The sequence below is a fragment of the Streptomyces sp. NPDC058864 genome, assembly GCF_042742985.1.
GTDB lineage: Bacteria > Actinomycetota > Actinomycetes > Streptomycetales > Streptomycetaceae > Actinacidiphila.
In genome coordinates this window covers 1-25,733 of the sequence record NZ_JBHYMQ010000028.1, presented here as the reverse complement: position 1 = coordinate 25,733, position 25,733 = coordinate 1, and the positions used below count along the sequence as shown (strand labels likewise).

Genomic DNA, 25,733 nt, shown 5'->3' with positions numbered 1-25,733 from the left:
CCCACCTGCCATCGCGGCGGCCTCAGCGCACGGTGGCGACGGCCGGCGTGCGGCGTACCGTCCCCACCCGGGTCCCCAGGGATGCTGAGCGCATCGCTCGACCTCCTTGCTCAGACCTCCTGAGGTGCACTTTCCCCGTACGACCCGGACGAACCGGACGGCTGGAGGAGCCCGGGGGAGCCGCGCAGCGAGGTGCGCCCGGCGCGCCACGCGCCCAGCAGGTGTTCCTCCAGACGCCCCTCCAGCAGTGCCATGGCGCGGATCCCGAGGACGACGTCGGGGGTGAGGCCGGGTTCGCGGGCCAGCAGGTCGCCGATGACATCCCGGCGCAGCACCTGCTCGTGGACGGCGTCGGCCTCGATGTGCTCGTCGTAGAAGTGACGGCACGCCGCCCCGCCGCCGAGCCGGTCGATGGCCTCCACGGTCCGGCGGGCGGACGGCGCCGTGGTGATCTCGGCGGCGGCGAAGTGCCCCACGAGGGCCCCGCGCAGTTCCCGGTGCAGGCCCAGCCAGGAGATCAGGTTCACGGTGGCGAGGGTGACGGCCGGTACGGCGTCCACGTAGTGCCCGTACGAGCAGTCCAGCCCGGCGTCCCGGAGCAGGTCGGCGTAGAGCCGCGCGTGGACGCGCTCCCCGCGCCCGCTCCCGAACTCGTCGTACTCGACGGCCACGAGCGCGGCCTTCGCCCTGCCGGTGAGCCTCGGGATGACCCAGGCGTGCGGATCGGCCTCCTTCAGCTGGTAGACCGACCGGTGCACGAAGTACTCCCGCAACTGCTCCCAGGTGGCCTCGTCGCGGAGGAAGTGCGACACACCGCGCACCCCGCGGGGTTCGCTCAGCAACCCCTCCAGTTCCTCCTCGAGGGCCGCACGGGCCCCGGTGCCGCAGGGCACGGCCGGCAGACCGGCGCGGAGCGCCGCCCCGAAGGCGTCCTCCATGGCGCCGCGCAGCCCCAGCAGCGCCGGATCCCACTCCCAGCCGGGATGCACCCCGGCGAAGCCCCGGTAGTGGAGCTCGTAGCAGACGTGCAGGGCCAGCTGCAGGTCCTCGCCGTACGGATCGGCGTCCTCGACCACCCCGGCGGCCGGTGACACGGCGGTGCCCGGCGGGCCCTGGGTGAGGGCCCCGAGCACGGCCCGGGAGAGGGGGCCGCGCGCCGCGGGCGGTGCCGGCTCAGCGGTCAGGGGATCTGTCGAGAGGGGATCGGTCGAGAGGGGGTCGGTCGTGAGGCCGGAGACCGCGTCCATCGGGTCCTCCGTCGGTCGGTGCGGTGGCGTCCTCCGCGTACGGGCGTCCGCCGGTGCCCCTGCCCGGTGACGCCGGGGGCATGCGGCCGTCCGCCGCCGTCTGCTCCACCAGCATGTCCACCGCGGCGCGCGGCCCACCCGCCGCCGCGGCCCGCCGCTGCCGGTCGGCGCCGCTGCCCGTCCGGGCGAGCGCGGCCACGGCATCCCGGACGAAGGCCAGGTCACCGGTGTCCTCCAGCGCGGGCGTGACACGTTCCAGCAGCTCGTCGCGGAGCGCGGTCGCGGGTACCCGGGTCTCCCGGACGGGATGGATACCCGGCCCCGCCATTCCGTAGCGTGCGGCCGACCAGAGCGCGGCCGCGGCGAGCTGGGGCGTCATGGGCGGGGCGGGGACGCCCCGGGAGAGGTCGTCGAGCGCCGCGCGCACGAGCGCCCGTGTGAGGGCCGCCTGCAAGCCCGTCTCCCACGTCGCGCCCAGCGCGTCCGCGGCCCGGACCTCCACCGTGGGTAGCCGGGGCGAGGGCCTGGCCAGCCAGAACGTCATGGCGTGGTCCACCAGCACCCCGCACTCGACCAGCCGGTCGACCTCGGCGTCGTGCTCGGCCGCCGAAGCGAACCACGGCGGGATCCCGGACCCCGGGAACCGCGCCTGGTCCAGTACGCGCCAGCTCGCGTAACCGGAGTCGCGGCCCCGGTCGTACGGCGAGTTGGCCGACAGCGCCAGCATGGTCGGCAGCCACGGCCGCAGGTGGTTGAGCACCGCGACGGCGGTCTCCCGGTCCGGTACGCCCACGTGGACGTGGCAGCCGCACGCCCGGTAGCCGGTGGCCTGGCTCTCGTAGAGGCCGGCGATCGCGGCGTAGCGGGCGCCCGCGCTGATTCCCGAGCCGCCGTCCATGACGGGCGTGCCCGACGAGACCAGCCGTGCGCCCTCGGCGGCGGCCGCGCCCGCCAGCAGACCGCGCGTGGCCGACAGCTGGCCGGTCAGCTCCGACAGGCGCGTGGCGACCCCGGTGGCCGACTCGATCTGCGCGGCCGACAGCTCGTGCTGCAGTGCGACGTCCGGCGCGGGCGGCGGCACCCGCGCAGCCCGCGCCATGACGGCGGCCGCGCCGTCGACCAGCCGTCCCGACCCCGGGTCGACCAGCAGGAACTCCTCCTCGACCCCGAAGGTCAGGCCGCCCGCCGGTGCCCGGCCGTCCACGTTGCCCATGCACCCCACCTACCCCGCCCGCGCCGCGCCGGACCCGGTCGGCCCGGCGCGGCGGCGTCCGGCGCGGCGGCGTCGGGTGCGGGGGCGTGGGCGGCGTCGGGTGCGGGTGCGGGCGCGGGGCTCATCCGCCAGGGGCGACCCGGCCCCGCCAGGCGCCCGTCTCGCTGCCCCGCTCCTCGATGAAGTGCTTGAACCGCCGCAGGTCGCCCCGCGCCCGCCGGTCGACGACGCCGAGCGCGTCGGCGGCCTTCTCCGCGAGCCCGGAGGTCTCCAGCTCCATGGCCAGGTTGACCCGGGTGTGCGACGCGTCCAGCTCCAGGAAGGTCACGACACCGCGCTGGCGTACGTCTCCGGTGACCGTGCGCCAGGCGACCCGCTCGTCCGGCAACTGGTCGACGATCTCCGTGTCGAACTCCCGGCGGGCACCGGCGACGTTCGTCACCCAGTGGTTGTGCCGGTCGTCGACCTGGGTCACCTGTTCCACGCCCTCCATGAAGTTCGGGAATTCCTCGAACTGGGTCCACTGGTTGTACGCGGTGTGCAGCGGGACGTCGACGTCGACGGATTCGCTGATCGTGCCCATGGTTCCTCTCCTTCCGAGGGGTCGTCGCTGGGTCGGCTTCCCGGTGCGGATCTGCCTAACCGTCCCCGGCGCCGGGGCCCGTGCGCCCGGCTGTCCCGGCGTGGGAGCTCCCACCTGGGGCGATTGTGCGATGCTCACAGGGTGAGCCACGACGGAGTCGCTTCCGAGTCCGGTGGCCGGCCGTACGAGCGGTCCGCGGCCGACCAGCTGGCTCGTACCGTCGCCCGGCTGCGCGCGGAACTCGACGAGGAGCGGCTCGCCGCACCTGCCCGGGCCGCGGCCGAACGGGCCAGGGGCGTGCTCATGGGACGCCTCGGGCTGAGCCCCGGCGCCGCACAGGAGGAACTGGAGCGGCGCGCGAACCGGGCCGGCCGCACCGTGCCGGAGGAGGCATGGGCGCTCCTCGGGGACATCCACACCCCCCGCGTCCCGCGCACCCCTCCGCCTGAGCAGCCGGCGCAGCCGGAACCGGTCGCCGAGGCCGATGTCCCCCCGCCGGCGCCCGACGCCGACCTCCGTTCCGTCTTCACCTCGTCCCGGTACACCTCCCGGCACCATCGCCCGCCGCCGCCTCGGCAGGGCACCGACGGCCTCCGCCCCGCCGCGGGCACCTCGGAGGAGCTGACCTGGCTGCTCGTCGGGCAACTCGGGGACGGTGCGGACGTCGACGCCGTCCTCCTCTACACCAGCGCACCGGCGGGCGGGCTCGATCTGGTCGCCCACTCCGGCATCGACGCCGGCACCGCCTCCGCGTGGGGACACGTGCCGCCGCTGCCGGAGCTGGCACCGGTGGAGGCGGTCCGCCTGGGCCGCCCGGTGTGGCTCTGCGGCCTCGACAAGGACGGCGCCGACCGCGCCCTCCTCGGTGACCGCCCCGGTACGTGGGCCTCCCGGGCGTGGCTGCCGCTGCGCCGCGGCGAGGACGTCGTGGGCGTGGCGGGATTCCTCCGTGAACGCCCCGACGACTTCGACACCGCCGACCGCGCCCTGCTGACGGCGGCCGCGCGGGCCTGTGCCGGCTGCCTGTCACCCGCCCCCGCCACCACCTGGCCGGCGACCGTGCAGGCCGTCCTCGACACCCTGTACGAGGCGGCCGTCCTCCTCGTCCCCGTACGCGGTGTGGACGGCGAGGTGACCGACTTCCGCATCGAGGCGGCCGCCCCCGCGTCGGTTGACGTGGCCGGACGCACGGGGTGCGAACTGGTCGGGCGGCGCGTCCTGGAGTGCTATCCGACCGTGGCCGGCACCCCGCTGTGGCACGGATACCTCGAGACCCTGGAGACCGGCCGACCGTACGAGAGCGACCCCTTCGAGTACCACGAGGTTGCCGCCGGCGTACCGCGCAGCTCCACCTACTCCGTGGCGGTGGCGCGCCTGGGCGACGCCCTGGTCGTCTCCTGGCTGCGGCACGACACGGCCGACCGCGAGGTCGAGCGGCTGCGCCGGCTGCAGCACCTGGGCAACCTCGGCTGGGCCGACTGGGACCTGGCCGCCGACACCCTGAGCTGGTCACCGCAGGTGTACACGGTCTTCGACCGGGACCCGGCGCTCGGGCCGATGCCCCTCGACGAACTGCCGCAGCACCTCTTCCCCGAGGACGTGCCCGTCGTCGGGGCCGGGGTGCACGCGCTGCTCGAACTGGGCGAACCGGTCGACGTGCCCTTCCGTATCCGCACCGGCCACGGCACCCGTCACCTGCGGATGGTCGCCGAGGCCGTCCCCGACGCCGAGGGCACGCCCGTGGTGGTGCACGGCTTCTTCCAGGACCTGACCGCACTGCGCCACGGCGAGATCGCCCTCGACGAGGCCCACCGCGCGTTCAGCACGCAGCAGCGGACCCTGAACGCCGAGCACATCCTGGCGCGGCGGCTGCAGCGTGCCCTGCTGCCCGTCCCCGAGGAACCCTTCCAGCTGGGCGGTGTCAGCTGCGACGTCTCGTACCTGCCGGCCGAGAGCACGATCCAGATCGGCGGCGACTGGTTCACCGCCGTCGCCCTCCCCGACGACTCCGTGCTGCTCGCGGTCGGCGACGTCGCCGGGCACGGCGTCGAGGCCGTCGCCACGATGGCCGAGCTCCGCTACGGCGCCGAGGCCATGGCACTGAGCGGCACGCCCCCGCACCGCCTGCTGGAGCGCCTCAACCAGGTGCTCATGAACACCGGCTCCGCGACCGCCACCATGGTCCTCGCCCAGTACCGGCCCGCCGAGGGCGTCCTCACCTGGGCGCAGGCCGGGCACCTGCCCGTGCTCCACCTGCGGGGCGGCCGCGCCGAGTACCTGGAGCGCCCGGAGGGCCGCATCCTGGGCGCCGGCCGGGACAGCGTCTACGGCCTGTGCGAGACCCCGCTGCCCGCCGGGGACCGGCTCTTCCTCTTCACCGACGGCCTCATCGAGCGCCGCGGCCAGGACCTCGACAGCGGCCTCGCCGACCTCGCCCGCGTCGCCGAGCGTGTCGCCACGGAGGACTGCACCACCGTCGCCGCCGTCCTCACGCACGCCCTCGGTCCCGCGAACCCGCGCGACGACACGTGCCTGCTCTGCGTCCGCATCTGCGACTGACGGCGCCGGCTGCCCGTGCGGCGGCGGCCCGTGGACGCACGGCCTCGACGCGGGCGCTGACGGACCTCTCCCGTGCGGACGGCCCGGGCGGATCCTCCGCGCCGGCGCAGGCGAGGCGGCCGGATACCACCGACGACCGCGGACCCTGTAGGTTCTTGCGCTGTGGAGGAGCTGGACCGGCAGATCGTGGAACTACTCGTGGCCGACGGGCGCATGAGCTACACCGACCTGGGCAAGGCCACCGGCCTGTCCACGTCCGCGGTGCACCAGCGCGTCCGGCGCCTGGAGCAGCGCGGCGTGATCCGCGGGTACGCGGCGATCGTGGACCCGGAGTCGGTGGGGCTGTCGCTGACGGCGTTCATCTCGGTGAAGCCCTTCGATCCGAGCGCCCCCGACGACATCGCCGACCGGCTCGCCGAGGTCCCCGAGATCGAGGCGTGCCACAGCGTCGCGGGCGAGGAGAACTACATCCTCAAGGTCCGGGTGGCGACCCCGATCGAGCTGGAGCACCTGCTCGCGAGGATCCGCACCCTGGCCGGGGTCTCCACCCGCACCACGGTCGTCCTCTCCACGCCGTACGAGGCGCGCCCACCGCGCGTCTGAGGGGCTGCCCCACGGCCCCACGGCCCCCCCCGACCCACCGCACCACCCCGTCCCGCCCCCATCGGGGCCCGGGCGGGCCCAACATCATCGCGAGGCGAAACCCAGTGCCGCACACCACGAACGAGCCGACCACCACCGTGCTGCTGCGCGGCGGCAACGTCTACAGCCCCGCCGATCCCTTCGCGACGGCCATGGTCGTCGAGGGCGGCACGGTCGCCTGGGTCGGTTCCGAGGGCGCCGCGGAGTCCTACGCGGCGGGCGTCGACGAGGTGATCGACCTCGACGGGGCGCTGGTCACCCCCGCCTTCACCGACGCCCATGTGCACACCACCGCCACCGGCCTGGCACTGACCGGGCTCGACCTGGCCCCCGCCCGGGACCTGGCGGACGCCCTCGCCCGGGTCACCGCGTACGCGCACGCCAACCCCGGCCACCGGGTGCTGCTCGGCCACGGCTGGGACGAGAGCCGCTGGCCGGGACGGCGCCCGCCGACCCGCGCGGAGCTGGACGCGGCGACCGGCGGCCGCCCCCTGTACCTGACGCGCGCCGACGTCCACTCGGCGGTCGTCACCACCGCCCTGCTCGCCCTCGCCCCCGGTGCCGCGGGCATGGCCGGCCACGACCCCGACGGGCCGCTCACCCGCGACGCCCACCACGCGGTCCGGCGCGCCGCCTATGCCGCCGTGACGCCCGAGCAGCGCGCCGCCGCCCAGCGCGCGGCGCTCGCCCACGCCGCCTCGCTCGGCATCGGCGCCGTCCACGAGTGCGCGGGCCCGGACATCTCCTCCGAGGACGACCTCACCGCGCTGCTGCGGCTTTCCACCGACGAGCCCGGACCGCGTGTGTACGGCTACTGGGCCGAGGCCGTGACCGGCACCGAGGACCTCGAGCGGATCCGCGACCTGGGCGCCGTCGGCGCGGGAGGCGACCTCTTCGTCGACGGCTCCATCGGTTCCCGTACGGCCTGCCTGCACGCCCCGTACACCGACGCGCCCGCCGACGGCGGCACCGCCTACCTGGACGCGGCCGCGATCGCCGGGCACGTGGCGCTGTGCACCGAGGCAGGGGTGCAGGCGGGCTTCCACGCGATCGGCGACGCCGCTGTGGCCGCCGTCGCGGAGGGGGTGCGCGAGGCCGCCCGACGAGTGGGCCTGGACCGGGTGCGCGCGTTGCGGCACCGCGTGGAGCACGCCGAGATGATGACCGAGGACACCGTCGCCGCCTTCGCGGAACTGGGCCTGGTCGCCTCCGTGCAGCCCGCCTTCGACGCCGCCTGGGGCGGCGAGGACGGCATGTACGCCCAGCGGCTCGGCGCCGAGCGGGCCCGCACCCTCAACCCGTTCGCCGCCATGACCCGGGCCGGCGTGCCGCTCGCCCTCGGCTCCGACAGCCCGGTCACGCCGCTCGACCCCTGGGGCACGGTGCGCGCCGCCGCGTTCCACCGGACCCTCGACCACCGCATCTCCGTCCGCGGCGCGTTCAACGCCCACACCCGCGGCGGCTGGCGCGCCGTGGGCCGCGACGAGGCCGGCGTCCTCGTGCCCGGCGCACCCGCGGACTACGTGCTGTGGCGGGCCGGTGACCTCGTGGTACAGGCCCCCGACGAGCGGGTCGCCAACTGGTCGACCGACCCCCGCTCCGGCACTCCCGGACTGCCCGACCTCACCCCCGGGCTCCCGCTGCCGACGGCGCTGCGAACGGTGGTCGGCGGCCGTACGGTCTTCGCACGGCCGAACGAGTGACGGGTCAACGGCCGATGCCTCCGAACGGTTCTCCGTCGGGATGGCGTGGAACTTTTCCCGGCCTCGCGTTGACCTGCTGATTTGGTCAATCCGCGCAGGTCAAACGGCTGTTGACAGCCGACGGTCGGGGGCGAGTAGGTTCGGCGGGTCCACCACCGGACGTCCGACCGGATCTCCGTGCGCCGACGGCCGCAGCTGGGCCACCGGGCGTCGCGCCGTACGGCGCGCGCCACTGGAGCCAGGTCCAGCGCTCGCGGCACGGAACGCGGTCCGCCTCGCCGAGAGGCTCCGCCCGGTCGGCAGGTGTGACCCGGGAGGGGCCCGGACGCCCAGTAGACAACGGCCTTGTCGCCGATCCGCAGCCAGCGGGTCCCAGGTCGGCCCGAAGGGCGTTCCGGGCCCCGAGCAGTTCACGCCCCTCCCGCGCCGCGCTCCCGCCGCGGGAGGCTTTGCCCGCCCGGGGTCCGCGGACAGGGCCGTTGGAGGTACGGTCACTCTCACACAGTGACCACCTGCAGGAAGGCCGCGAACCTTGCGACCGCGCTCCGACGCCGCACCGGCCCCCGCCGCGCCGCCGGCGACGTCCGTAGAACCGCCGCCGCCCCCCGCCCCGGCTCCCGGCCGCACGGCCCGCATGGCGCGTGCCCTGCGGGCGAACGCGCGGCGGTCCGGGCTCGCCGCGCTGTGCGGCCTGGCCCTGGCGGCCGCGTTCCCCCCGTACGGGGTGTGGCCGCTGTCGGTCGCGGCCGTCGCGGGTCTCGCGCTGCTGACCCGGGGCCGCAGCGCCCGTCAGGGCGCCTGGCTGGGCTTCGCCTTCGGACTGCCGTTCTTCGTATGGCTCCTGGTGTGGCTGCGGGTGATCGGCTGGGACGCGGTGGTGGGTCTGTCCGTCATCGAGGCCGCCTTCGTCGCCGTGCTGGGCGCGGGTCTCGCGATCACGTCGCGGCTGCGCGCCTGGCCGCTGTGGGGCGCCTGCCTGTGGGTCGCGGAGGAACTCGCAAGGGACCGGCTGCCGTTCGGCGGCTTCCCGTGGGGCAGGCTGGCCTTCGCGAACACCAGCACCCCCTTCACCCCGCTCGCCGCGCTCGGCGGCGCCCCGCTGGTGACCTTCGCCGTCGCGCTGTGCGGCTCGCTGCTGGCCGCGGCCGCGGTCGCCGTGTGGCGGCTGCGCAAGGGCCCGGTCGTCTTCGGCCCGCGGCGCTTCGTGCCCGCCACGGCGGCGGTGGTGCTGGCCGTGGCCGCCTTCGCCGCGGGGTACGCGGTGCCGGTGCCCACCGGGGCCGACGACACCGTCCGGGTGGCCATCGTGCAGGGCAACGTCCAGCAGCCGGGCATGCACTTCCTCGGCCGGCCCCTGAAGATCCTCAACAACCACGTCGAGGCGACCCTGAAGCTCGCCGAGGACGTCAAGGCGGGCCGCACGCCCAAGCCCGATCTGGTGATCTGGCCGGAGAACTCCTCCGACATGGACCCGTTCTCCGAGCCCCAGGCCTACGCCCTGATCACCAAGGCGGTCCAGGCCGTCGGCGTCCCCGTCCTCGTCGGAGCGCTGGTCGACGGCCCGGACGCGGACCACGTCCAGAACGAGGGCATCGTCTGGGACCCGCTGAGCGGTCCCGGCGACCACTACACCAAGCAGCACCCGGTGCCCTTCGGTGAGTACGTGCCCTTCCGCAAGCAGCTCACCAAGGTCATCAAGCGGCTCGACCAGGTACCGCGCGACTTCTACCCGGGCAAGGGCAGCGGCGTCCTCCAGATCGGCCCGGCGAAGCTCGGCGACGTGATCTGCTTCGAGGTGGCGTACGACGGGATCGTCCACGACACCGTCACCGCGGGCGCCCGCGCCCTGGTCATCCAGACCAACAACGCCACCTACGGCCGCACCGGCCAGCCCGAGCAGCAGCTGGCGATGTCCCGGTTGCGCGCCGTCGAGCACGGCCGCGCCGTGGTGACGGCGGCGACGAGCGGCATCACCGCCGTCGTCGCCCCCGACGGCAGGATCGAGCAGCAGACCGAGGAGTTCACGCAGGCCGTGCTCAGCGCGCAACTGCCGCTCCGCGACGATCTGACCGTCGCCGACCGCGTCGGCTCCGCTCCCGAATGGACCCTCGCTATGGTGGGCCTGCTGTCCTGGGCCGCGGCGATCATGCTGAGCAGGCGAGGACGTACCGAGACGGAGGAACAGCAGTGAGCGATGGCGGTGGGGTCACCCGTGGCGCAGCCCAGGGGAGGGCCTTCGGGCCGCTCGGCTCGGTCCTCGTGATCATCCCGACGTACAACGAGGCCGACAACGTCAAGCCGATCGTCGCCCGGGTCCGCGCGGCCGTGCCCGAGGCGCACGTCCTCGTCGCCGACGACAACAGCCCCGACGGCACCGGCAAGCTCGCCGACGAGCTGGCCGCCGCCGACGACCACGTCCACGTGCTGCACCGCAAGGGCAAGGAGGGGCTGGGCGCCGCCTACCTGGCGGGCTTCCGCTGGGGCATCGAGCGGGACCACGGCGTGCTCGTGGAGATGGACGCCGACGGCTCGCACCAGCCCGAGGAGCTGCCGCGTCTGCTGACCGCGCTCAAGGGAGCCGACGTGGTGCTGGGATCCCGTTGGATCCCCGGCGGCCGGGTGGTCAACTGGCCGAAGTCCCGCGAGTTCCTGTCGCGCGGCGGCAGCACCTACTCGCGGCTGCTGCTGGACGTGCCGCTGCGCGACGTCACCGGGGGCTACCGGGCGTTCCGCAAGGAGACGCTGCTGGGCCTGGGCATGGACGAGGTGGCCTCCCAGGGCTACTGCTTCCAGGTCGACCTCGCCTGGCGCGCCGTGAAGTCCGGCTTCCACGTCGTCGAGGTCCCGATCACCTTCGTGGAGCGGGAACGCGGCGACAGCAAGATGAGCCGCGAGATCGTCGCCGAGGCGCTGTGGCGGGTCACCGCCTGGGGCGTCGGCTCCCGTGTGAAGCGGCTGACGTCCGGTCGGCGCCGCGGCTGACCGGCCCGCCGGAATCCGGCGGGGAGCAGGCACAATGGTGCGTATGACGATCAGCTCCCCGCCGCCGGCCGGTCCGCGGCAACCGGGCGGCGACGCAAGCCCGCGGCGGCGTTCGCGCGCCGGCAGGTGGATACCGTTGGCCGTGGCCGCCTACGCGCTGCTGGAGATCTGGCTGCTCATCCTCGTCGCCGGGGCCGCCGGCGGACTGACCGTCCTCCTGCTGCTCGTGGTGGGCTTCGTCTGCGGGGCGCTGGCCGTACGGCACGCCGGGCGCAGCGCCTGGCGGGCGCTGAACGAGGCGATGCGCTCCGCGGGGCCCGAACGGGACGGCGAGGAGAAGAACGCCTCGGGCGCCGGGAACGGCGGCAGCGGCGCGGCGCCGCTCATGATCGGCGGCCTGCTGCTGATGGTGCCCGGGCTGATCTCGGACGTGGCGGGGCTGCTCTTCCTCTTCCCGCCGACCCGCTCCCTGCTGACGAGGGCGGGCGCACGTGCCCTGGACCGCCGGGCCGCGGCCGCCCGTGGGCGGGGCTCCGGCCCGGGCTCGCTGGGCGACCTCTTCGCGCAGGCGCGCGCCGCCGAGGAGCAGATGCGCATCCACCGTCCCGACGGCAAGGTCATCCAGGGCGAGGTCGTCGACCGCGGCCCGCAGCACGACGACGAAAACCCCGGGCCGCGGCACTGAGGCCACGCTCGCCCGGGGCGCACGTCTGGCGGGCCCGCCCCTCACGGGCCCATTTCCCTCTGTCAGGCTGTCTTGCGGTGGTCCCGCGGATGCACCGCGATGTTCATGGCGCCGGAGCGCAGGACGGCCAGCCGTTCGGCCAGCACCTCCTCCAGCTCCTCGAGCGTGCGCCGCTCCATGAGCATGTCCCAGTGCGTACGCGCGGGCTTGGTCGTCTTCTCCTCCGGGCCCTCTCCGTCGACCAGGAGTGCGATCTGGCCGCAGGCGCGGCACTCCCACTCCGGCGGAATCTCGGCCTCCACCGAGAACGGCATCTCGAATCGATGTCCGTTCCGGCATGCGTACTCAACGGTCTGGCGCGGTGCCAGATCGATGCCGCGGTCGGTCTCGTAGCTCGTCGCCCCGAGTCGCGTGCCGCGGAGAGCTCGCTCACTCATGAATCGTGCCTCCCGGGCTGTGTCGCCCACAGGACAGGTGTCGCTGTCGTCGTCATCCGGTCAACGTCCGGTCGGCGGTGAAGATTCCCGTTCTCGGGAGGTGCGTCGCCCGTCGTGCCGCCCCTTTTTGTACCCATCGACGCCCGTTTTGTCACATCTAACGAGAGATGTCACCCTGCGTTCTGGTATCTTTAGCGCGCAGTAACGGTCCGTCCGACGGCCAACGGCGTACACTACCGCGCCACACCCATCCGTACTAAATCGTCTCGGGGACCGGATTGCCCGCGGCCGCCACCGCCCGCCGCATCGGCACCCGTGCCAGCAGCACGAACCCGATGACGAAGAACGCCACCAGGGACACGATCGCGTCCCGGTAGCTGCCGGTCAGCTGGTACGTCAGGCCGAACAGCAGCGGTCCCAGCCAGCTGGTGCCCCGGTCGCTGACCTCGTACACCGAGTAGTACTCGGCCTCCTTGCCGCGCGGGATGAGGTGCGAGAAGAGCGAGCGCGACAGCGCCTGGCTGCCGCCCAGGACCATCCCGATGGCCGCCGCCAGACAGTAGAACGCCACCGGCTCGCCGGCCGGCAGGAAGAAGCCGGCCCCGATCGTCAGCGTCCACGCCACGAGCGAGCCCAGCACCGTCCGGCGCGCCCCGTACCGTGCCGCCAGACGGCCCAGCAGCAGGGCGCCGAAGACGGCCAGCACCTGCACCAGGAGGATGGCGCCGATCAGGGCCGTCTCGTCCAGCTCCAGCTCCTCGGAGCCGTAGAGCGAGGCCTGCGAGATCACGGTCTGGATGCCGTCGTTGTAGATGAGGTAGGCCAGCAGGAAGGCCAGGGTGAGCGGGTGGCGGCGCATGTCCCGCAAGGTGTCGGCGAGTTGACGCCAGCCCTGGCGCAGCGAACCCCTGCCCCCGGCGGTGGCGGTGTGTGCGCCGGGCCGTCCGCGCGGCGCGGTGTCGCGCAGCCGCATCAGCGGGACGAGGGTGAAGGCCGCCCACCACAGGCCCGCCGAGGCCAGGCAGATCCGCACCGCCATGCCCTTGGAGAGCCCGACCGCGTCGTGCCCGAGGAACAGCGCCAGGTTGGCGACGAGCATCAGCGCCCCGGCCGCGTAGCCGAACGCCCAGCCCCTGGAGGAGACCGCGTCCCGCTCGTGCGGTTCGGCGATCTCGGGGAGGAAGGCGTTGTAGAGGACCATGGCCGACGCGAACGCCACGTTGGCGACGATCAGCAGTCCGCCGCCGAGGAGGTAGCGGTCCCCGGTCACGAAGAACATCGCCGTCGTCGCCGCGGCGCCGACGTACGCGAACGCCCCGAGCAGCGCCTTCTTGCGGCCCGTCCGGTCGGCGACGGCCCCGGCGAGCGGCATCACCAGCACCGACAGCAGCACGGAGGCGGAGACCACGTACGCGAAGTACGCACCGGCGCGGACCGGTATCCCGAGCGGGTGGACGTAGCCGTCGGGGCCCGCGGCCGCCTCCGCGACGTCGGTGAGGTACGGCCCCAGGAAGACCGTGATCACACTCGTGGAGAAGACCGAGTTGGCCCAGTCGTAGAAGTACCAGCCGCGCTGTGCGCGCCGCCGCTCGTGCGCCGGGGCGGCGGTCCCGTCGTGCACCGCCGTGTCCTGCGCCTCGCCCGTGGTCACCCGTGGTTCCTGCCGATCCGTGTCGTGCGCCGTGCCGATGTGATCGGTCATGATGCCATTCACGGCCGGGGCGGGGGAGGGGGATCATCCGCCGGATTCCCGCGTTCATCCGGTGGACGTCTCCCGTCCGCCCGCCCCGTGCACGGGACTGCCCCCGGGCGCCGCGCGGGCGGCCCGGGGGCAGGACGGTGAGCCTGTATCGCGGAGGTCCGCGACGATCAGGCGCGACCGCCGTTCATGCGCCGGCGGCGCAGCATGTAGACACCGGCACCGGCACCGGCGACCAGGAACGAGGCGCCGAGCAGGGTTTCCGGGGTGTTCATGCCGATGGAACCGCCGAAGCCGGTGTCGGGGCCGCCGCCGTTGCCGCCGCCGCCACCACCGCCGCCGCCGTTCCCGCCGCCGCCACCGCCGCCGTTGCCGCCGCCACCGTAACCGCCGCCGCCGTGGCCGCCCTTGCAGCCCTTGTTGCCGCGTCCGTAGCCGCCGCCGTTGTCGTCACCGCCGCGACCGCCGCCGTTGCCGCCCCACGAGTCGTCCATGTTGCGGCCGTCGTCGGACGCGCCGCCGAAGCTCTGCGCGGTCAGGTCGTTGCCGTTGTTGTTGTCGTCGCCTCCGTTGTCGTCGTTGCCGTTGTCGTTGCCGTTGTCACCGCCGCTGTTGCGGTCGCCGTTCCCGCCGCCGTTGTCGCCGCCGCCGTTCCCGCCGCCGCCGTTCCCGCCGCCGCCGTTCCCGCCGCCACCGCCGCCGTTGCCGCCACCGCCGCCGTTCCCGCCGCCGTAGCCGCCGCCGTTGTCGTCACCGCCGCCGCCGTAACCGCCGCCGCCACCACGGCCGTTGTCGTCGTCGCCGCCCCACCACGACTCGCACCGGTCGTCGCCGCCGTAGCCGTGACCACGTCCGTAGCCGCCGTGGCCGCCACCGTGACCGCCACCGCGGCCGCCCCCGTAACCGCCGTGCTCGTCGCCCCGGCCCTCTCCGTGGCCCTCGCCGCCGCGGCCTTCGCCGTCGCGGCCCTCGCCCCGGCCCTCGCCGCCGCGGCCGTTCTCGCCGTTGCCCTGAGAGTCGGTGGCGCTCACGATCCGGAGGGTGTCGGAGTCCGACTCGGTGGTGCCGGTGGTGCCGGCAGCCGGGGTGCACGTCACGGTGACCGTGTAGTCACCGGGGTCGATCCCCTGCGGGATGTCGAAGACCGCGCGCTTGCCCGTCGCGGTCGGCTGCCAGGCGTCACCCGTCAGGCTGCCGGTGGTGAGGAAGATTCCGCCGGGGGACGCGACGGCCGTGACGGTGCCGGTCAGGCAGGTGGCGCCGTCGGCGGTGATGGCGACCGGCTGCCCGGCAACGGCCTGGTCCGGAATGATGTTGATGTTGGTGATGGCGAACGCATGCGACGCCGGGAGAATCACCGCGGCGGCCGTCATGGTCGCCGCTGCGAGAATGCGTGAACCACGCATGGGGGGAACCTCCTTGCGGACGGGGCAGGCGGGATTGGGGATCACCGCGACACGAACTGCGACCACGTCCTTGAGATCCATGGCACGAGGGCGGGGATCTTCACGCACCTCGGAATCGGCACACGCCGTCCCCCGGACGGGGCATCGGAATTCCGGCCGGAACAGCGTTGTCGCAGGTGGGAGCCATACCCACCGCGGCGTCAGAAAAATGTGAAGAGCTGGTCAAACGGGTGACCGGCAAACTGCCGACACGGCGTCAGTGGAGGGACAGTCAGCGGACGGGATGTCAGACCACGTGATGTCAGAACCGTGCGGACACAGGGTGAAAACGCGTCCACGGCCGAAGGGTCTCCAGGGGGAGCGATCGGACGGGCCCGGAACCGTCTGAACACCGCTGCGGAAAGTGCCTTCTCACGAGAATTCACCGGTGCGTGCGGACCGCCGCGTTCGCGTACCCCCTCCACGCTGGGTCTCCGACCCGCCCGATCCTCCCGTCACCTCGGCCCATTGCCCCGGTCCGTCCTGGCTCGGCGCAGTCGAGCGTGCGTGAACCCGACTCCTGTGCGGTCGCGTTGAGCCCGCGGGCGAGGCTGCACCGCGGTACCCCGGTGGCGTCCGGAGGCGCGGGCGCGAGGCGCGCGCGTGGTACACGTCGACCGCGGTGACGGCCAGTGGGCGCCGGTCGTCGAGCCCGGTCACGAACCGGTGGTGAGTGCCCGTCATGACGCGCTCGGCATCATGGGTGCCGCTCCGGGCGGCGCAGCGCCGGTTGCCCCCGCTGCCGTAGCGCCGCCACTCGATCGAGTGGGACGCACATTGCCCGGTTGGCACTGATCCATCCGCGTTTGACGCATACTTCGGTTTAACATCATTTATGACGGACTGTCACTCATGACCCACCGGTCGGAGCCGAAGGACTGTGATGCTGCGAAACTCCGGGGATCACACCACCCCCGTGCCCTGGTACGGACAGCCCGACGCCTGGTACGGGCAGCCCGACCCGTGGTTCGGTCAGCCTTTCGTGCCCGGGCGTGCCGACGACGGTGCAAGGGCACCGGGCCGCCCGGCCCGCACGCCGCAGGCCCCGGCCCGCGCCCGGCCCGCGGACCCGGCGACCGCGCAGGCGGGGCAGCCGCCCGCGAAGAAGCGGAAGAGGAAGGACAGGCCGGACGCGAAGGCGCCGGCCCCACCGAAGGGCGCGGCGAGGCCGCCGGCCCCTGCGGGCGCGAAACCGCCCGCACCCGTGCCCGCGAAGCCCCCCGCCCCGGCTCCCGCTAAGCCGCCGGCACCGGCCGGTGCGAAGCCCCCGGCACCCGTGCCCGCGAAGCCGCCGGCACCGGCCGGTGCGAAGTCCCCGGCCCGGAGCGGGCCGGCGGCGCCGGGCCGGGGCCGGCGGGTGCGCGGCCCCCGGCGTCCGGGCAGCGTTGCTGCCGCGCGTCCCGGGGCCGGACGGCCCGGGCAGCTGAAGCTCACACGGCGCGGCCGTGGCGCGGTCGGGGTGCTGGTGTGCTCGGTCCTCGTCACCGGAGTGGTGCTGACCTTCCAGGGCTTCACGGGGATGGACGGTCCGCCCCAGCCCTCCGCCGCCTCCGCGGCGCTCTCCGACGCGGCCGCGATCAAGGCGCCGCCGCCGCTCCCGCCGGCCCAGCCGACGCGTATCCGGATCCCCGGCGTGAGCATCGACGCGCCGATCATGAACGTGGGCCTGGACAGCCGCGGCGTGATCGCGGCGCCGCCGCTCGAGAAGGCGGGCGAGGCCGCCTGGTTCAAAGACTCGGTCAGCCCCGGGGCCCGGGGCTCCTCCGTCATCGTGGGGCACGTCGACAACGAGAGCGGCCCCGCGGTGTTCTACAGCCTCGGGGCGCTCAAGAAGGGCTCGACCATTGACGTCGTCCGCGACGACGGCACCACGGCGATCTTCACCATCTACGGCATCGAGGTGTTCACCAAGGCGGAGTTCCCCGCCAAGCGCGTCTACGGGGACACCAAGGACCCCGAGCTGCGCGTGATCACGTGCGGCGGCACCTACAGCAAGGACTCGGGTTACTCGGGCAACGTCGTGGTCTTCGCCCGCATGTCCAAGACGAAGGAGGCCAAGGTGTGACGGGTTCCGGCGTCCGCCCCGGACCGGCCGTCAGGTCCAGGCCCCGCGTTCGGTGAACACCGTGCGCAGGGCCTCCAGCCGGTCGGTCATGATGCCGTCGACGCCGAGGTCCAGCAGGGCGTGCATCCGGGCCTCGTCGTTGATCGTCCACACGTGCACCTGCAGGTCAAGCCGGTGCGCCGCCGCGATGAACGCGGGGTCGACGACCCGGATGCCGTACGCCCGTTCGGGCACCTGCACGCACACCGCGCCGCGCCGCCGCGCCGCGGCGAGGAGCAGCCGCTCGGCGGCGCGGCCCCCGCGGGAGAGCAGCCGCAGATCCGCCACGCCCCTGGTGCCAAGGGAGCTGGCCAGCCGCGATCCGCCGAGTGCCCGGGCCCGGACCAGCCGTGCCTCCGAGAACGAGCCCACACACACCCGGGCCCAGGCGTCGGCACGGCGCACCGCCTCGACCAGCGGCTCGACCGTGGCGTCCGTCTTGGTGTCCACGTTCCAGCGGGCGTCCGGGAACTCCTCCAGCAGTTCCTCGAACAGCGGCACCGGCTCACGCCCCGCGACGCGGGCCCGGCCCACCTCGCTCCACGGCAGGTCCGCGATCCGCCCCCGGGTGTCGGTGACCCGGTCGAGGGACGAGTCGTGGAAGGCGACCAGCACGCCGTCGGAGGTCAGGTGGACGTCGGTCTCCAGGTAGCGGTAGCCGAGGTCGACGGCTCGCCGGAAGGCCCAGGCGGTGTTCTCCAGGCCGTCCGCGGTGCCGCCGCGGTGGGCGAAGGCGATCGGGGCCGGGCTGTCCAGGTACGGATGGCGTATGTCGCTCACTCCGGCAGTATGGCGCGCCCCTCCGCGGTGTCCGCCACCGGCCGCCCCCCCCGCGGGCGACGACCACGGAGTCGTCCACGGAGTCGTCCGCCGGCCGGGGCTTCGGCAGCTCGAACAGGCGCAGGAAGAACTGGGCCAGCGGACCGATCGACACCGCGTAGACGACGGTGCCGACGCCGACGCTGCCCCCGAGCACGAAGCCGACGGCCAGCACGGTGACCTCGATCGCCGTGCGCACCAGGCGGATCGAGCGACCCGTGCGGCGGTGCAGGCCGGTCATCAGGCCGTCGCGGGGGCCGGGCCCGTACCGGGCGGTGATGTAGAGGCCGGTCGCCACGCCGTTGAGCACCACGCCCGCCACCAGCAGCGGGATGCGCGCGCCGAGACCGTGCGGCTGGGGGAGCAGCGCCAGCGTCGCGTCCATCGACAGGCCGACGACGAAGACGTTGGACACGGTGCCGAGGCCCGGCCGCTGGCGCAGCGGCCACCACAGCAGCAGTACGAGGGCGCCCACCGCCACCGAGACCAGGCCGATGCTGACGCCGGTGTGCCGTGAGATGCCCTGGTGCAGGACGTCCCAGGGGTCGAGGCCCAGCGCGGCGCGCACCTGCAGGGCCGCGCTGGCCCCGTAGAGGGCCAGTCCCGCGTAGAGGTGCAACAGGCGGCGTGCGGTTCTGGATTGGCCCTCCACGGGACCCCCCTCTGGCCATGACGAGTCGATGCGCGACACTATGTGGCATGGTCCTGGGAGAAATCCATGGCCAATGTGCGAAAGGTGGACCGGGAACCATGTCGCAGTGGACCGCAACGGTAGGTGTCACCCATCTCGCGCGCCTGCTGGAGCCACGCCCGGCACAGCGCGCCGCCGGCCGCCGTGTGCCCGCCTACCGGGGGCTCGCCGACGGCATCCGGGTGGCGGTGCTGGAGGGCCGCGTGCCCGTGGCCGCGCGGCTCCCCGCGGAACGCGAGCTGGCGCTCGCCCTCGCGGTCAGCCGTACCACCGTCGCCGCCGCCTACGAGGCACTGCGCGCCGAGGGCTTCGCCCGGTCCCGGCGCGGCGCCGGCACGTGGACCGCCGTCCCCGACGGACATGCCCTGCCCACCCGCGGCCTGGAGCCGCTGCCGCCGGACGCCGCCGGCACCGTCATCGACCTCGGCTGCGCGGCGCTGCCCGCCCCGGAGCCGTGGCTGACCCGCGCCGTCCAGGGCGCGCTTGCCGACCTGCCGTCCTACTCGGCCACCCACGGCGACTTCCCCGCCGGGCTGCCCGTGCTGCGCGAGGCCATCGCGGCGCGGTACACCACGCGAGGCATCCCCACCCTCCCCGAGCAGATCATGGTGACCACCGGCGCCATGGGCGCCATCGCGGCCGCCGTACGCCGCCTTGGCACCCCCGGCGAGCGCGTGGCCGTCGAGTCGCCGAGCTACGCCAACGTCCTGGAACTGCTGCGGGAGAACGGTGCCCGGCTCGTCCCCGTCGCCATGCGCGAGGGCCTGGGCGGCTGGGACCTCGACGCCTGGAGGCGCGTCCTGCGCGACGCCGCGCCCCGCATGGCCTACGTCATGCCCGACTTCCACAACCCCACCGGCACCCTCGTCCCCGACGACCAGCGCCGCGCCCTCGTCGAGGCCGCCCGCGCCGCCGGGACCGTCCTCGTCGCCGACGAGACCATGGCCGAGCTGCCCCTCGACGGTGCCGCGTCCGCGCCGCGCCCGATGGCCGCCTTCGACCGCGGCGGCAGCGTCATCACCGTCGGCTCGGCGAGCAAGGCCATCTGGGCCGGGCTGCGCATCGGCTGGGTCCGCGCGGCGCCCGACGTCGTACGCCGCCTCGTCAGCGCCCGTGCCTACCTCGACCTCGGCTCGCCCGTCGTCGACCAGCTCGCCGTGGCGTGGCTGCTGCGCACCGGGGCGTGGGACGAGGCGGTCGCCGCCCGGCGCGAACGCGCCCGCGCCCATCGCGACGACCTCGTGGCGGCGCTGCGCGAGCGGCTTCCCGACTGGGAGTTCGCCGTCCCGTCCGGCGGCATGACCATGTGGGTGCGCACCGGCGACGTTTCCGGCTCGCGCCTCGCCGTCGCGGGCGAGCGCCTCGGCGTGCGCGTCCCCTCGGGCCCGCGGTTCGGCGTCGACGGCGCGTTCGAGGGCTACGTCAGGCTGCCCTTCACCGTCGGGGGGCCCGTCGCGCGCGACGCCGTCGAGCGCCTGGCGGCGGCCGCGCAGACCGTCCGCGACGGCGGCGGCTCCGAGGGCGAGGGCGCGGGGCTCTTCGTGGCCTGATCCGTGGGCCGGGAGCCCGGACAGGGCCCGGGACGGCTCGCCCGGCGAGCCGTCCCGGGCGCGGGGACGCCGTGCGGCTCAGCGGCCGTCGGCGAGCTCCGTGAGGCGGAGCCGGAGCTCGACCTCCTGGTCGCCGGAGACCGATCCCTGCTCCTCGAGGCGGAAGGAGTCGCCGAGCACCTTCTTGACCTCGCGTACGTGACGGGGCCCGCCGGAGAGGTCCGCGATCAGGGCGCCGTCGAGGTGGACGGGGCCGATTTCGTGCCCGTGGCTGCGTGTGTCGACGGAGGCGGCCCACACGGTCGGGTGCGAGGACCCGGGCCGGGGCTCCACGGCCTCGGTGAGCGACTCGCCGGGGCGCGTCGGGAAGGCGGCCTCCAACGCGCCGAGCACGGCTCCGGCGTCCTGCCGCTCGCAGCCGGTGAGGAGGACGTCGACGTGGGAATTGGAGTGGTGGCTGCTCATCAGCGGTTCTCCTCTCGCGGGAGGCCCGGCACGGTGCGTTCGGCACGGAAGCCGCGCCCCTCTTCAGCGTAGGACGGCGACCGTCCACCCGCAGCGGGCACCCGGGCGCGCGGGCCGGGCGGCCGATGCCGTTCACCGCGACCTGCCCCTCCCCGCGGGGCCCTCTCCTGCCGCCCGCGGCGCGACGACCCCGAGACGACCCCGGTGACGGTCTCCGCGTGGGGGCGGGGACCGTCACCGGCGCGGGTGGCTAGAACGTCAGCTTCCAGCTGTTGATGTAGCCCGTGTCCTGGGACGCCACGTCCTGCACGCGCAGCTTCCACGTGCCGTTGGCGGCTTCACTGGAGGCGTTGACCGTGTACGTCGTGATGACGTTGTCCGCGGAGTCGCTGCCGCTGGAGTTCTTCAGCCGGTAGCTGCTCCCGTCCGGGGCCACCAGGTCCACGACGAGGTCGCCGCGCCAGGTGTGCCGGATGTCCACGCCGACCGCGAGGGCCGCGGGGGCGTTGCCGCTGACGCCGCTGACGGTGATCGAGGAGGTCACGGCCGCGCCGTTGTCGGGGATGCTGACGTCCGCGGCGTTCTCGAAGACCGTGCCGGGCGGGGGAGCGGTGGCGGTGCCCAGGGTCCAGATCGCGTTGGCGATCGCGTCGCTGTTGTTGTCGAGCGCGGTGTCGTTGATGTTCGACGTGGTGTCGCAGGAGGAGTGGTAGCAGCGGTCGAAGGCCTGGCCGGCCGTGCCGCCCCACTTCTGCGCCTGGGCGGAGGTCTTGGTGTAGTCCGCGCCGGAGAACAGCCCGCCGACCGGGATGCCCGCGCTCTTGAAGGGGGCGTGGTCGGAGCGGCCGTCGCCCTCGGTCTCGATCTCGGTCGCGATGCCCTTGGCGGCGTACCAGTCCTTGAAGACCTTCTCCAGGGCGGCGTCGTCGTCGTAGACGAAGTAGCCCGGGTTCGGTGAGCCGATCATGTCGAAGTTCAGGTAGCCGTCGATCTTCGCCCGGTCGGTGGAGGCGAGGCCGTTGACGTACGCCTTGGAGCCGACCATGCCGAGTTCCTCGGCGCCCCACCATCCGAAGCGCAGGTGCTTCGTGGGCTGCAGGTTCTCGCGCGCGACGGCGAGGGCGGTCTCCAGGACCGCGGCGGAGCCGGAGCCGTTGTCGTTGATGCCCGGCCCCGCGGTGACCGAGTCGAGGTGCGCGCCGGCCATGATCACGTGGTTGGTGTCGCCGCCGGGCCAGTCGGCGACCAGGTTCCAGCCGGTGGCGCCGCTCGAGGTGAACTGCTGGAGCGTGGTGGTGTAGCCGGCGGAGTCGAGCTTGGCCTTGACGTAGTCGATCGAGGCCCGGTAGCCGGCTCTGCCGTGGGCCCGGTTGCCGCCGTTGGCGGTGGCGATCGACTGCAGCTGGCTCAGGTGCGCCTTGACGTTCGCCACCGGGATGTCGGGGGCGGCGAGGACGGCGGGTCTTGCGGAGGCGGGTGTCGCGGAGGCGGTGAGCAGGGCCGCCGCGAGCGCGGTGGCGGCCCCGGCCGCGACGATCTTGAATGCGGGCACAGGTCACTCCGGTGTGTGGGGGATGGAGTTGCGCGGGACTGTGCGGGCGGTACGGCGGCATGTTTGACGTGTGCATGCCTGGGCGCATCCTGTGGGCCGCGGGGCCTTCCGTCAAGAGCGCATACCGGACGCCGCGTTCCGGGAAGCGGGCGCGCTAGGGTCGTGACATGGCTGACGACGAAGGCCCCGTGCGGGTCGACGCCTGGATCTGGTCCGTACGGCTCACGAAGACGCGCTCCATGGCCGCGACCGCCTGCCGCGCCGGGCACGTGCGGGTCAACGGCGAGCGCGTGAAGCCCGCGCACGCGGTCCGCCCCGGTGACGAGGTGCGGCTGCGCGGTGCGGGGCACGAGCGGATCGTCGTCGTCACCCGCCTGGTGCGGAAGCGGGTCGGCGCCCCTGTCGCGGCGGAGTGCTTCGTCGACAACAGTCCTGCGCCACCCACGCCGGAGGAGGTGCCGGCGGCCGTCGTCCGCGACCGCGGAACGGGCCGCCCGACCAAGCGCGACCGGCGGGAGATGGAGCGGCTGCGCGGTCCGCGCTGAGGCGGGACCGGTCGCTCAGCCGGGGTCGGTGGCCGGGAGACCGGGCGCGGCCCGACGCCGCCGTGCCTCGTGCCGGCCGTCCGTTGCGGCCAGTGGCGCCTTGCGGGAACGCTGTTCGCGGGCAGCGGTGCCTGTGAGGTCGCCGGCGGGGTCCGGGGCCGGTGCAGGTGCAGGTGCAGGTGGTTCGGCCGGTGGTGTCCGCGGGGAGACCGAGTGCGGTCAGGCGTGCCGGGCCTCGTCGAGCCGGCGTCGGCCGTCCGTCGCGGCCTGCTGCCCTTCGCGGGAACGCTGTTGCCGGGCGGGGCCGGCGGAGGTGGTTCAGCCGGTGGCGGCGGCCGGCAGGCCGAGCGCGGCCAGACGCCGCCGTGCCTCGTCGAGCTGCCGCCAGCCGTCCGTCCCGGTCAGCAGTGCCTCGCCGGAACGCTGCTCCCGGGCGGCGCCCGCGAGGTCACCCGCGAGGGCCAGCGCCTCGGCCAGGCGGAGCCGGCACAACCCCGTGGCAACGGGATGGCGCAGCCCGCTCAGCACGGCGAGGGCCGCCTCGAACTCCCGGACCGCCGCGGCGTGGTCGCCCAGCAGGACGAACAGGCCGCCGAGGTCGCCGTGGGCGTCGGCGGTCCCCGGGGCGTCGCCCAGCTCCTCGAACAGGCGCAACGCGTCGCGGTGACGGGCCAGCGCCGTCACCGTGTCACCCTCCTCGCGCGCCACCCTGCCCACACCGGTCAGGCCGTACGCCTCGCCCAGCCGGTTGCCCGCGCGGCGGTGCACGGCCACGGCCTCCGCGGCCGCGGCCCGGGCCTCCGCGACGCGGCCCAGCCGCAGGTACGCGGCGGCCGCCAGCCCGCGCAGCTGGGCGTGGGCGGACGGGGAGCGCGTGCCGTCCGCGAGCACTGTCAGCGCCCGCTCCGCCTCCTGCGCGGCCTCCTCGAACTCCCACCGCACCAGGTGGACCGTGGCCAGCTTCCCGAGCGCGTCGGCCTCGTCGGGGACCAGGCGAAGAGCACGGTAGAGATCCCGCGCACGGCGCAGGTGGTCCAGGGCCGCGCCGGTCCGGCCGGTCTGCCGCAGTAGGTCCCCGAGGTGGTGGTGCGCGGCGGCCTCCCACCGGGAGTCGCCGGTCCGCCGCGCCAGCTCGGCGGCCTCCCGCAGCAGGGGCTCCGCCGGCTCCAGGTCGCCGTCCGCGGCGTGGATGGAGCCGATCACCAGGGCGGCGCGCGCGGTCGTGCGCGGGTCGCCGGCCGCGCGACCGGCCTCCTCGGCGGCCTGCCAGACCCGTAGCCGCTGCACGTGGTAGTGCTGCAGGTGCCAGCCGTGCTCGGCGGCCTCCGCCAGCAGGAACACCCGCTCCCGGGCGCCCGAGGCCGCGCCCTGCCGGGCGACCGCGGCGAGGTTGGCCGCCTCGTACGCGATCCAGGCGGCCGGACGCTCACGGGCGGCCGCCGTGTACCAGTCCAGGAGGCGCTCGGTGACGCGGTCCGCGGACCCCGGTGGTTCCTCCGCCGCGAGCCGTTCGCGGGCGAAGAGCCGGATCAGGTCGTGCAGGCGGCAGCGCTCCCCGCCCGCACCCTCCATGAGCTGTGCGTCCATCAGGCGCTCCACCCCCTCCCGCGTCCCGGACCCGCCGGTCCCGGCCAGTGCCCCCGCGGCCTCGACGGGGAACTCCCCGCCCGGGAAGGCGCCGAGGCGCCGCAGCAGGCGGCGGTCCCCCGGGGCCAGGTCCTCGTACGCGCCGGCGAGCGTGGCGCGGACGGCCCAGGCGCGGAAGTGGAGTTCGTCCAGCCGGGTGCGTTCGTCCTCCAGCCGCCGGGCGAGTTCGGTCATCGCCAGCCGGGAGCGGGTGGCACGCGCGCCCGCGACCCGGATCGCCAGCGGCAGTCCACCGCAGGCCCGGACCACCGCCGCGGCCGCCTCCGCGTCGGCCCCGGCGCCTTCCGGCCCGCTGACCCGGGCCAGCAGTGCCAGCGCGTCGGCGGTGCCGAGCGGCGCGAGTTCGTACGCGACCGCCTCGGGGAGATCGGCCTGCAGCGGGCGGCTGGTCACGATCGCCAGGCATCGCGGGCCCGCGGGCAGCAGAGGCCGCACCTGGGCGGCGTCGTGGGCGTCGTCCAGGACGACCAGCAGCCGGCGGTCCGCCACCACGCTGCGGTACCGCGCCGCCAGGGCCTCGGCGTCGCCGTACGGGGCCGGTTCGGTGTCGCCGAGCGCGGCGAGGAACCGGGCGAGCGCCTCGCCCGGGGGCATCGGATCGCCGCGCCCCGCACCGAGGTTCACGTACAGCTGCCCGTCCGGGCACCGCTCGCGCAGCAGATGCGCCAGCCGGTTGGCCAAGGTCGACTTGCCGACCCCGGGCGGGCCCGCGATGGCGACCAGGCGCGCGCCGCCCGCGAACGCGGCCCGCAGTGCCGCCTCGTCGGTCTCGCGGCCGGTGAAGTCCGCTACCTGTGGCGGTAGTTGTGCGGGAATGACTGACGGGGGTCGGTCCGCCGGCACTGCCGTGGGTGCCGGCGAGGGGAGTTGGAGCCGCTGTTGCCACAGGGCCAGCCCGGCCGCGGCGACCGCCCCCACGCCGACGGCCGGCCAGGCCCAGCCGGCCAGCGGGCGCAGGGCCGCGGGCAGCACGCCGCCCGTGGCGACGTTCACCGCGACGGCCAGGGCCACTGACACCATGCCCGACGCCAGTGCCAGCAGTCCCAGCACCCAGCCCCGCCCCACCGCACCACCCCGTTATGTTTTTCGCGGTCCTGCAATGGGGCCGCTGGCCTTCGGGCCCGGCATGACTGTTACCCCCTGTCGAACGGATGACCTGGGGGGT

General features: G+C 74.6%; 19 protein-coding genes and 1 pseudogene. 9 read left to right on the top strand and 11 right to left on the bottom strand.

Annotated features, from left to right (window positions below; translation table 11 throughout):
* Positions 1-110: 110 nt before the first annotated feature.
* From ACFW3D_RS21780 to ACFW3D_RS21770, 3 genes are all read right to left on the bottom strand, one after another.
* Complete coding sequence (locus ACFW3D_RS21780; RefSeq protein ID WP_500505973.1) at positions 111-1,247, bottom strand: iron-containing redox enzyme family protein; 1,137 nt, start codon at positions 1,245-1,247, stop codon at positions 111-113.
* The gene (locus tag ACFW3D_RS21775) at positions 1,174-2,460 is read right to left on the bottom strand and encodes a carboxylate-amine ligase (RefSeq protein WP_500505971.1); all 1,287 of its coding nucleotides are present in this window, start codon (positions 2,458-2,460) and stop codon (positions 1,174-1,176) included. Before ACFW3D_RS21775 ends, ACFW3D_RS21780 begins: the two co-directional genes overlap by 74 nt.
* Before the next feature lie 121 nt (positions 2,461-2,581).
* Positions 2,582-3,043, bottom strand: a complete 462-nt coding sequence (locus tag ACFW3D_RS21770; protein ID WP_500505969.1) for an SRPBCC family protein — start codon at positions 3,041-3,043, stop codon at positions 2,582-2,584.
* Positions 3,044-3,184: 141 nt separating this feature from the next.
* Between ACFW3D_RS21770 and ACFW3D_RS21765 the strand changes: the two genes are divergently transcribed.
* The 6 genes from ACFW3D_RS21765 (at position 3,185) to fxsA (ending at position 11,614) form a co-directional block, all read left to right on the top strand.
* On the top strand, positions 3,185-5,602 hold the full coding sequence (locus ACFW3D_RS21765; RefSeq protein WP_500505967.1) for a PP2C family protein-serine/threonine phosphatase: 2,418 nt from the start codon (positions 3,185-3,187) through the stop codon (positions 5,600-5,602).
* A 162-nt stretch (positions 5,603-5,764) separates the two neighbouring features.
* A complete protein-coding gene (locus tag ACFW3D_RS21760) occupies positions 5,765-6,205 on the top strand; it encodes an Lrp/AsnC family transcriptional regulator (protein ID WP_018562423.1) in 441 nt (146 codons plus the stop codon).
* Positions 6,206-6,396: 191 nt separating this feature from the next.
* Positions 6,397-7,947 carry an amidohydrolase gene (locus ACFW3D_RS21755; protein ID WP_500506125.1) on the top strand — a complete coding sequence of 517 codons (1,551 nt, stop codon included), beginning with the start codon at positions 6,397-6,399 and terminating at the stop codon, positions 7,945-7,947.
* 532 nt (positions 7,948-8,479) lie between these two features.
* Positions 8,480-10,138, top strand: coding sequence for an apolipoprotein N-acyltransferase (gene lnt, locus ACFW3D_RS21750; protein ID WP_500505965.1), 1,659 nt, complete (start codon positions 8,480-8,482; stop codon positions 10,136-10,138).
* A complete protein-coding gene (locus tag ACFW3D_RS21745; protein WP_500505962.1) occupies positions 10,135-10,929 on the top strand; it encodes a polyprenol monophosphomannose synthase in 795 nt (264 codons plus the stop codon). The genes lnt and ACFW3D_RS21745 overlap by 4 nt, the downstream gene beginning before the upstream one ends.
* A 43-nt stretch (positions 10,930-10,972) precedes the next feature.
* Complete coding sequence (gene fxsA, locus ACFW3D_RS21740) at positions 10,973-11,614, top strand: FxsA family membrane protein (protein ID WP_500505959.1); 642 nt, start codon at positions 10,973-10,975, stop codon at positions 11,612-11,614.
* A gap of 62 nt (positions 11,615-11,676) precedes the next feature.
* On the opposite strand, the gene ACFW3D_RS21735 is transcribed toward fxsA, so the two are convergent.
* The 3 genes from ACFW3D_RS21735 to ACFW3D_RS21725 form a co-directional block, all read right to left on the bottom strand.
* Positions 11,677-12,051, bottom strand: coding sequence for an RNA polymerase-binding protein RbpA (locus ACFW3D_RS21735; RefSeq protein ID WP_500505957.1), 375 nt, complete (start codon positions 12,049-12,051; stop codon positions 11,677-11,679).
* A gap of 256 nt (positions 12,052-12,307) precedes the next feature.
* A complete protein-coding gene (locus ACFW3D_RS21730; protein WP_500505955.1) occupies positions 12,308-13,753 on the bottom strand; it encodes an MFS transporter in 1,446 nt (481 codons plus the stop codon).
* Positions 13,754-13,920: 167 nt separating this feature from the next.
* Positions 13,921-15,156 (bottom strand): hypothetical protein, encoded by a 1,236-nt coding sequence (locus ACFW3D_RS21725; protein WP_500505953.1) that lies wholly within the window; start codon positions 15,154-15,156, stop codon positions 13,921-13,923.
* Between the two features lie 1,504 nt (positions 15,157-16,660).
* On the opposite strand from ACFW3D_RS21725, the gene ACFW3D_RS21720 reads away from it, so the two are divergent.
* Positions 16,661-17,260 carry a class F sortase gene (locus ACFW3D_RS21720; protein WP_500505951.1) on the top strand — a complete coding sequence of 200 codons (600 nt, stop codon included), beginning with the start codon at positions 16,661-16,663 and terminating at the stop codon, positions 17,258-17,260.
* Between the two features lie 30 nt (positions 17,261-17,290).
* On the opposite strand, the gene ACFW3D_RS21715 is transcribed toward ACFW3D_RS21720, so the two are convergent.
* Both ACFW3D_RS21715 and yczE read right to left on the bottom strand, forming a co-directional pair.
* Complete coding sequence (locus tag ACFW3D_RS21715) at positions 17,291-18,079, bottom strand: glycerophosphodiester phosphodiesterase family protein (RefSeq protein WP_500505949.1); 789 nt, start codon at positions 18,077-18,079, stop codon at positions 17,291-17,293.
* Positions 18,080-18,128: 49 nt separating this feature from the next.
* Positions 18,129-18,770, bottom strand: a pseudogene (gene yczE / locus ACFW3D_RS21710) (membrane protein YczE); the annotation flags it as partial.
* Positions 18,771-18,868: 98 nt separating this feature from the next.
* Here yczE and yczR point away from each other — a divergent pair.
* Positions 18,869-20,359, top strand: coding sequence for a MocR-like transcription factor YczR (yczR, locus tag ACFW3D_RS21705; RefSeq protein WP_500505946.1), 1,491 nt, complete (start codon positions 18,869-18,871; stop codon positions 20,357-20,359).
* Between the two features lie 78 nt (positions 20,360-20,437).
* On the opposite strand, the gene ACFW3D_RS21700 is transcribed toward yczR, so the two are convergent.
* Positions 20,438-20,824 carry a hypothetical protein gene (locus tag ACFW3D_RS21700; protein ID WP_500505944.1) on the bottom strand — a complete coding sequence of 129 codons (387 nt, stop codon included), beginning with the start codon at positions 20,822-20,824 and terminating at the stop codon, positions 20,438-20,440.
* Positions 20,825-21,074: 250 nt separating this feature from the next.
* The gene (locus ACFW3D_RS21695; RefSeq protein WP_500505942.1) at positions 21,075-22,376 is read right to left on the bottom strand and encodes a M28 family metallopeptidase; all 1,302 of its coding nucleotides are present in this window, start codon (positions 22,374-22,376) and stop codon (positions 21,075-21,077) included.
* Between the two features lie 167 nt (positions 22,377-22,543).
* On the opposite strand from ACFW3D_RS21695, the gene ACFW3D_RS21690 reads away from it, so the two are divergent.
* The gene (locus ACFW3D_RS21690) at positions 22,544-22,921 is read left to right on the top strand and encodes an RNA-binding S4 domain-containing protein (RefSeq protein ID WP_500505940.1); all 378 of its coding nucleotides are present in this window, start codon (positions 22,544-22,546) and stop codon (positions 22,919-22,921) included.
* Positions 22,922-23,239: 318 nt separating this feature from the next.
* Here the strand turns inward: ACFW3D_RS21690 and ACFW3D_RS21685 are convergent, their stop codons facing one another.
* The gene (locus ACFW3D_RS21685) at positions 23,240-25,633 is read right to left on the bottom strand and encodes an ATP-binding protein (protein WP_500505938.1); all 2,394 of its coding nucleotides are present in this window, start codon (positions 25,631-25,633) and stop codon (positions 23,240-23,242) included.
* Between the last annotated feature and the right edge of the window lie 100 nt (positions 25,634-25,733).

Excerpts from the sequence above, each read along its gene's own strand:
- yczR (WP_500505946.1), top strand. The coding sequence starts at position 18,869 with ATGTCGCAGTGGACCGCAACGGTAGGTGTCACCCATCTCGCGCGCCTG.
- ACFW3D_RS21690 (WP_500505940.1), top strand. The coding sequence starts at position 22,544 with ATGGCTGACGACGAAGGCCCCGTGCGGGTCGACGCCTGGATCTGGTCC.
- ACFW3D_RS21725 (WP_500505953.1), bottom strand. The coding sequence starts at position 15,156 with ATGCGTGGTTCACGCATTCTCGCAGCGGCGACCATGACGGCCGCCGCG.
- ACFW3D_RS21700 (WP_500505944.1), bottom strand. The coding sequence starts at position 20,824 with ATGAGCAGCCACCACTCCAATTCCCACGTCGACGTCCTCCTCACCGGC.
- ACFW3D_RS21730 (WP_500505955.1), bottom strand. The coding sequence starts at position 13,753 with ATGACCGATCACATCGGCACGGCGCACGACACGGATCGGCAGGAACCA.
- fxsA (WP_500505959.1), top strand. The coding sequence starts at position 10,973 with ATGACGATCAGCTCCCCGCCGCCGGCCGGTCCGCGGCAACCGGGCGGC.
- ACFW3D_RS21775 (WP_500505971.1), bottom strand. The coding sequence starts at position 2,460 with ATGGGCAACGTGGACGGCCGGGCACCGGCGGGCGGCCTGACCTTCGGG.
- ACFW3D_RS21780 (WP_500505973.1), bottom strand. The coding sequence starts at position 1,247 with ATGGACGCGGTCTCCGGCCTCACGACCGACCCCCTCTCGACCGATCCC.
- ACFW3D_RS21770 (WP_500505969.1), bottom strand. The coding sequence starts at position 3,043 with ATGGGCACGATCAGCGAATCCGTCGACGTCGACGTCCCGCTGCACACC.
- ACFW3D_RS21755 (WP_500506125.1), top strand. The coding sequence starts at position 6,397 with ATGGTCGTCGAGGGCGGCACGGTCGCCTGGGTCGGTTCCGAGGGCGCC.
- ACFW3D_RS21735 (WP_500505957.1), bottom strand. The coding sequence starts at position 12,051 with ATGAGTGAGCGAGCTCTCCGCGGCACGCGACTCGGGGCGACGAGCTAC.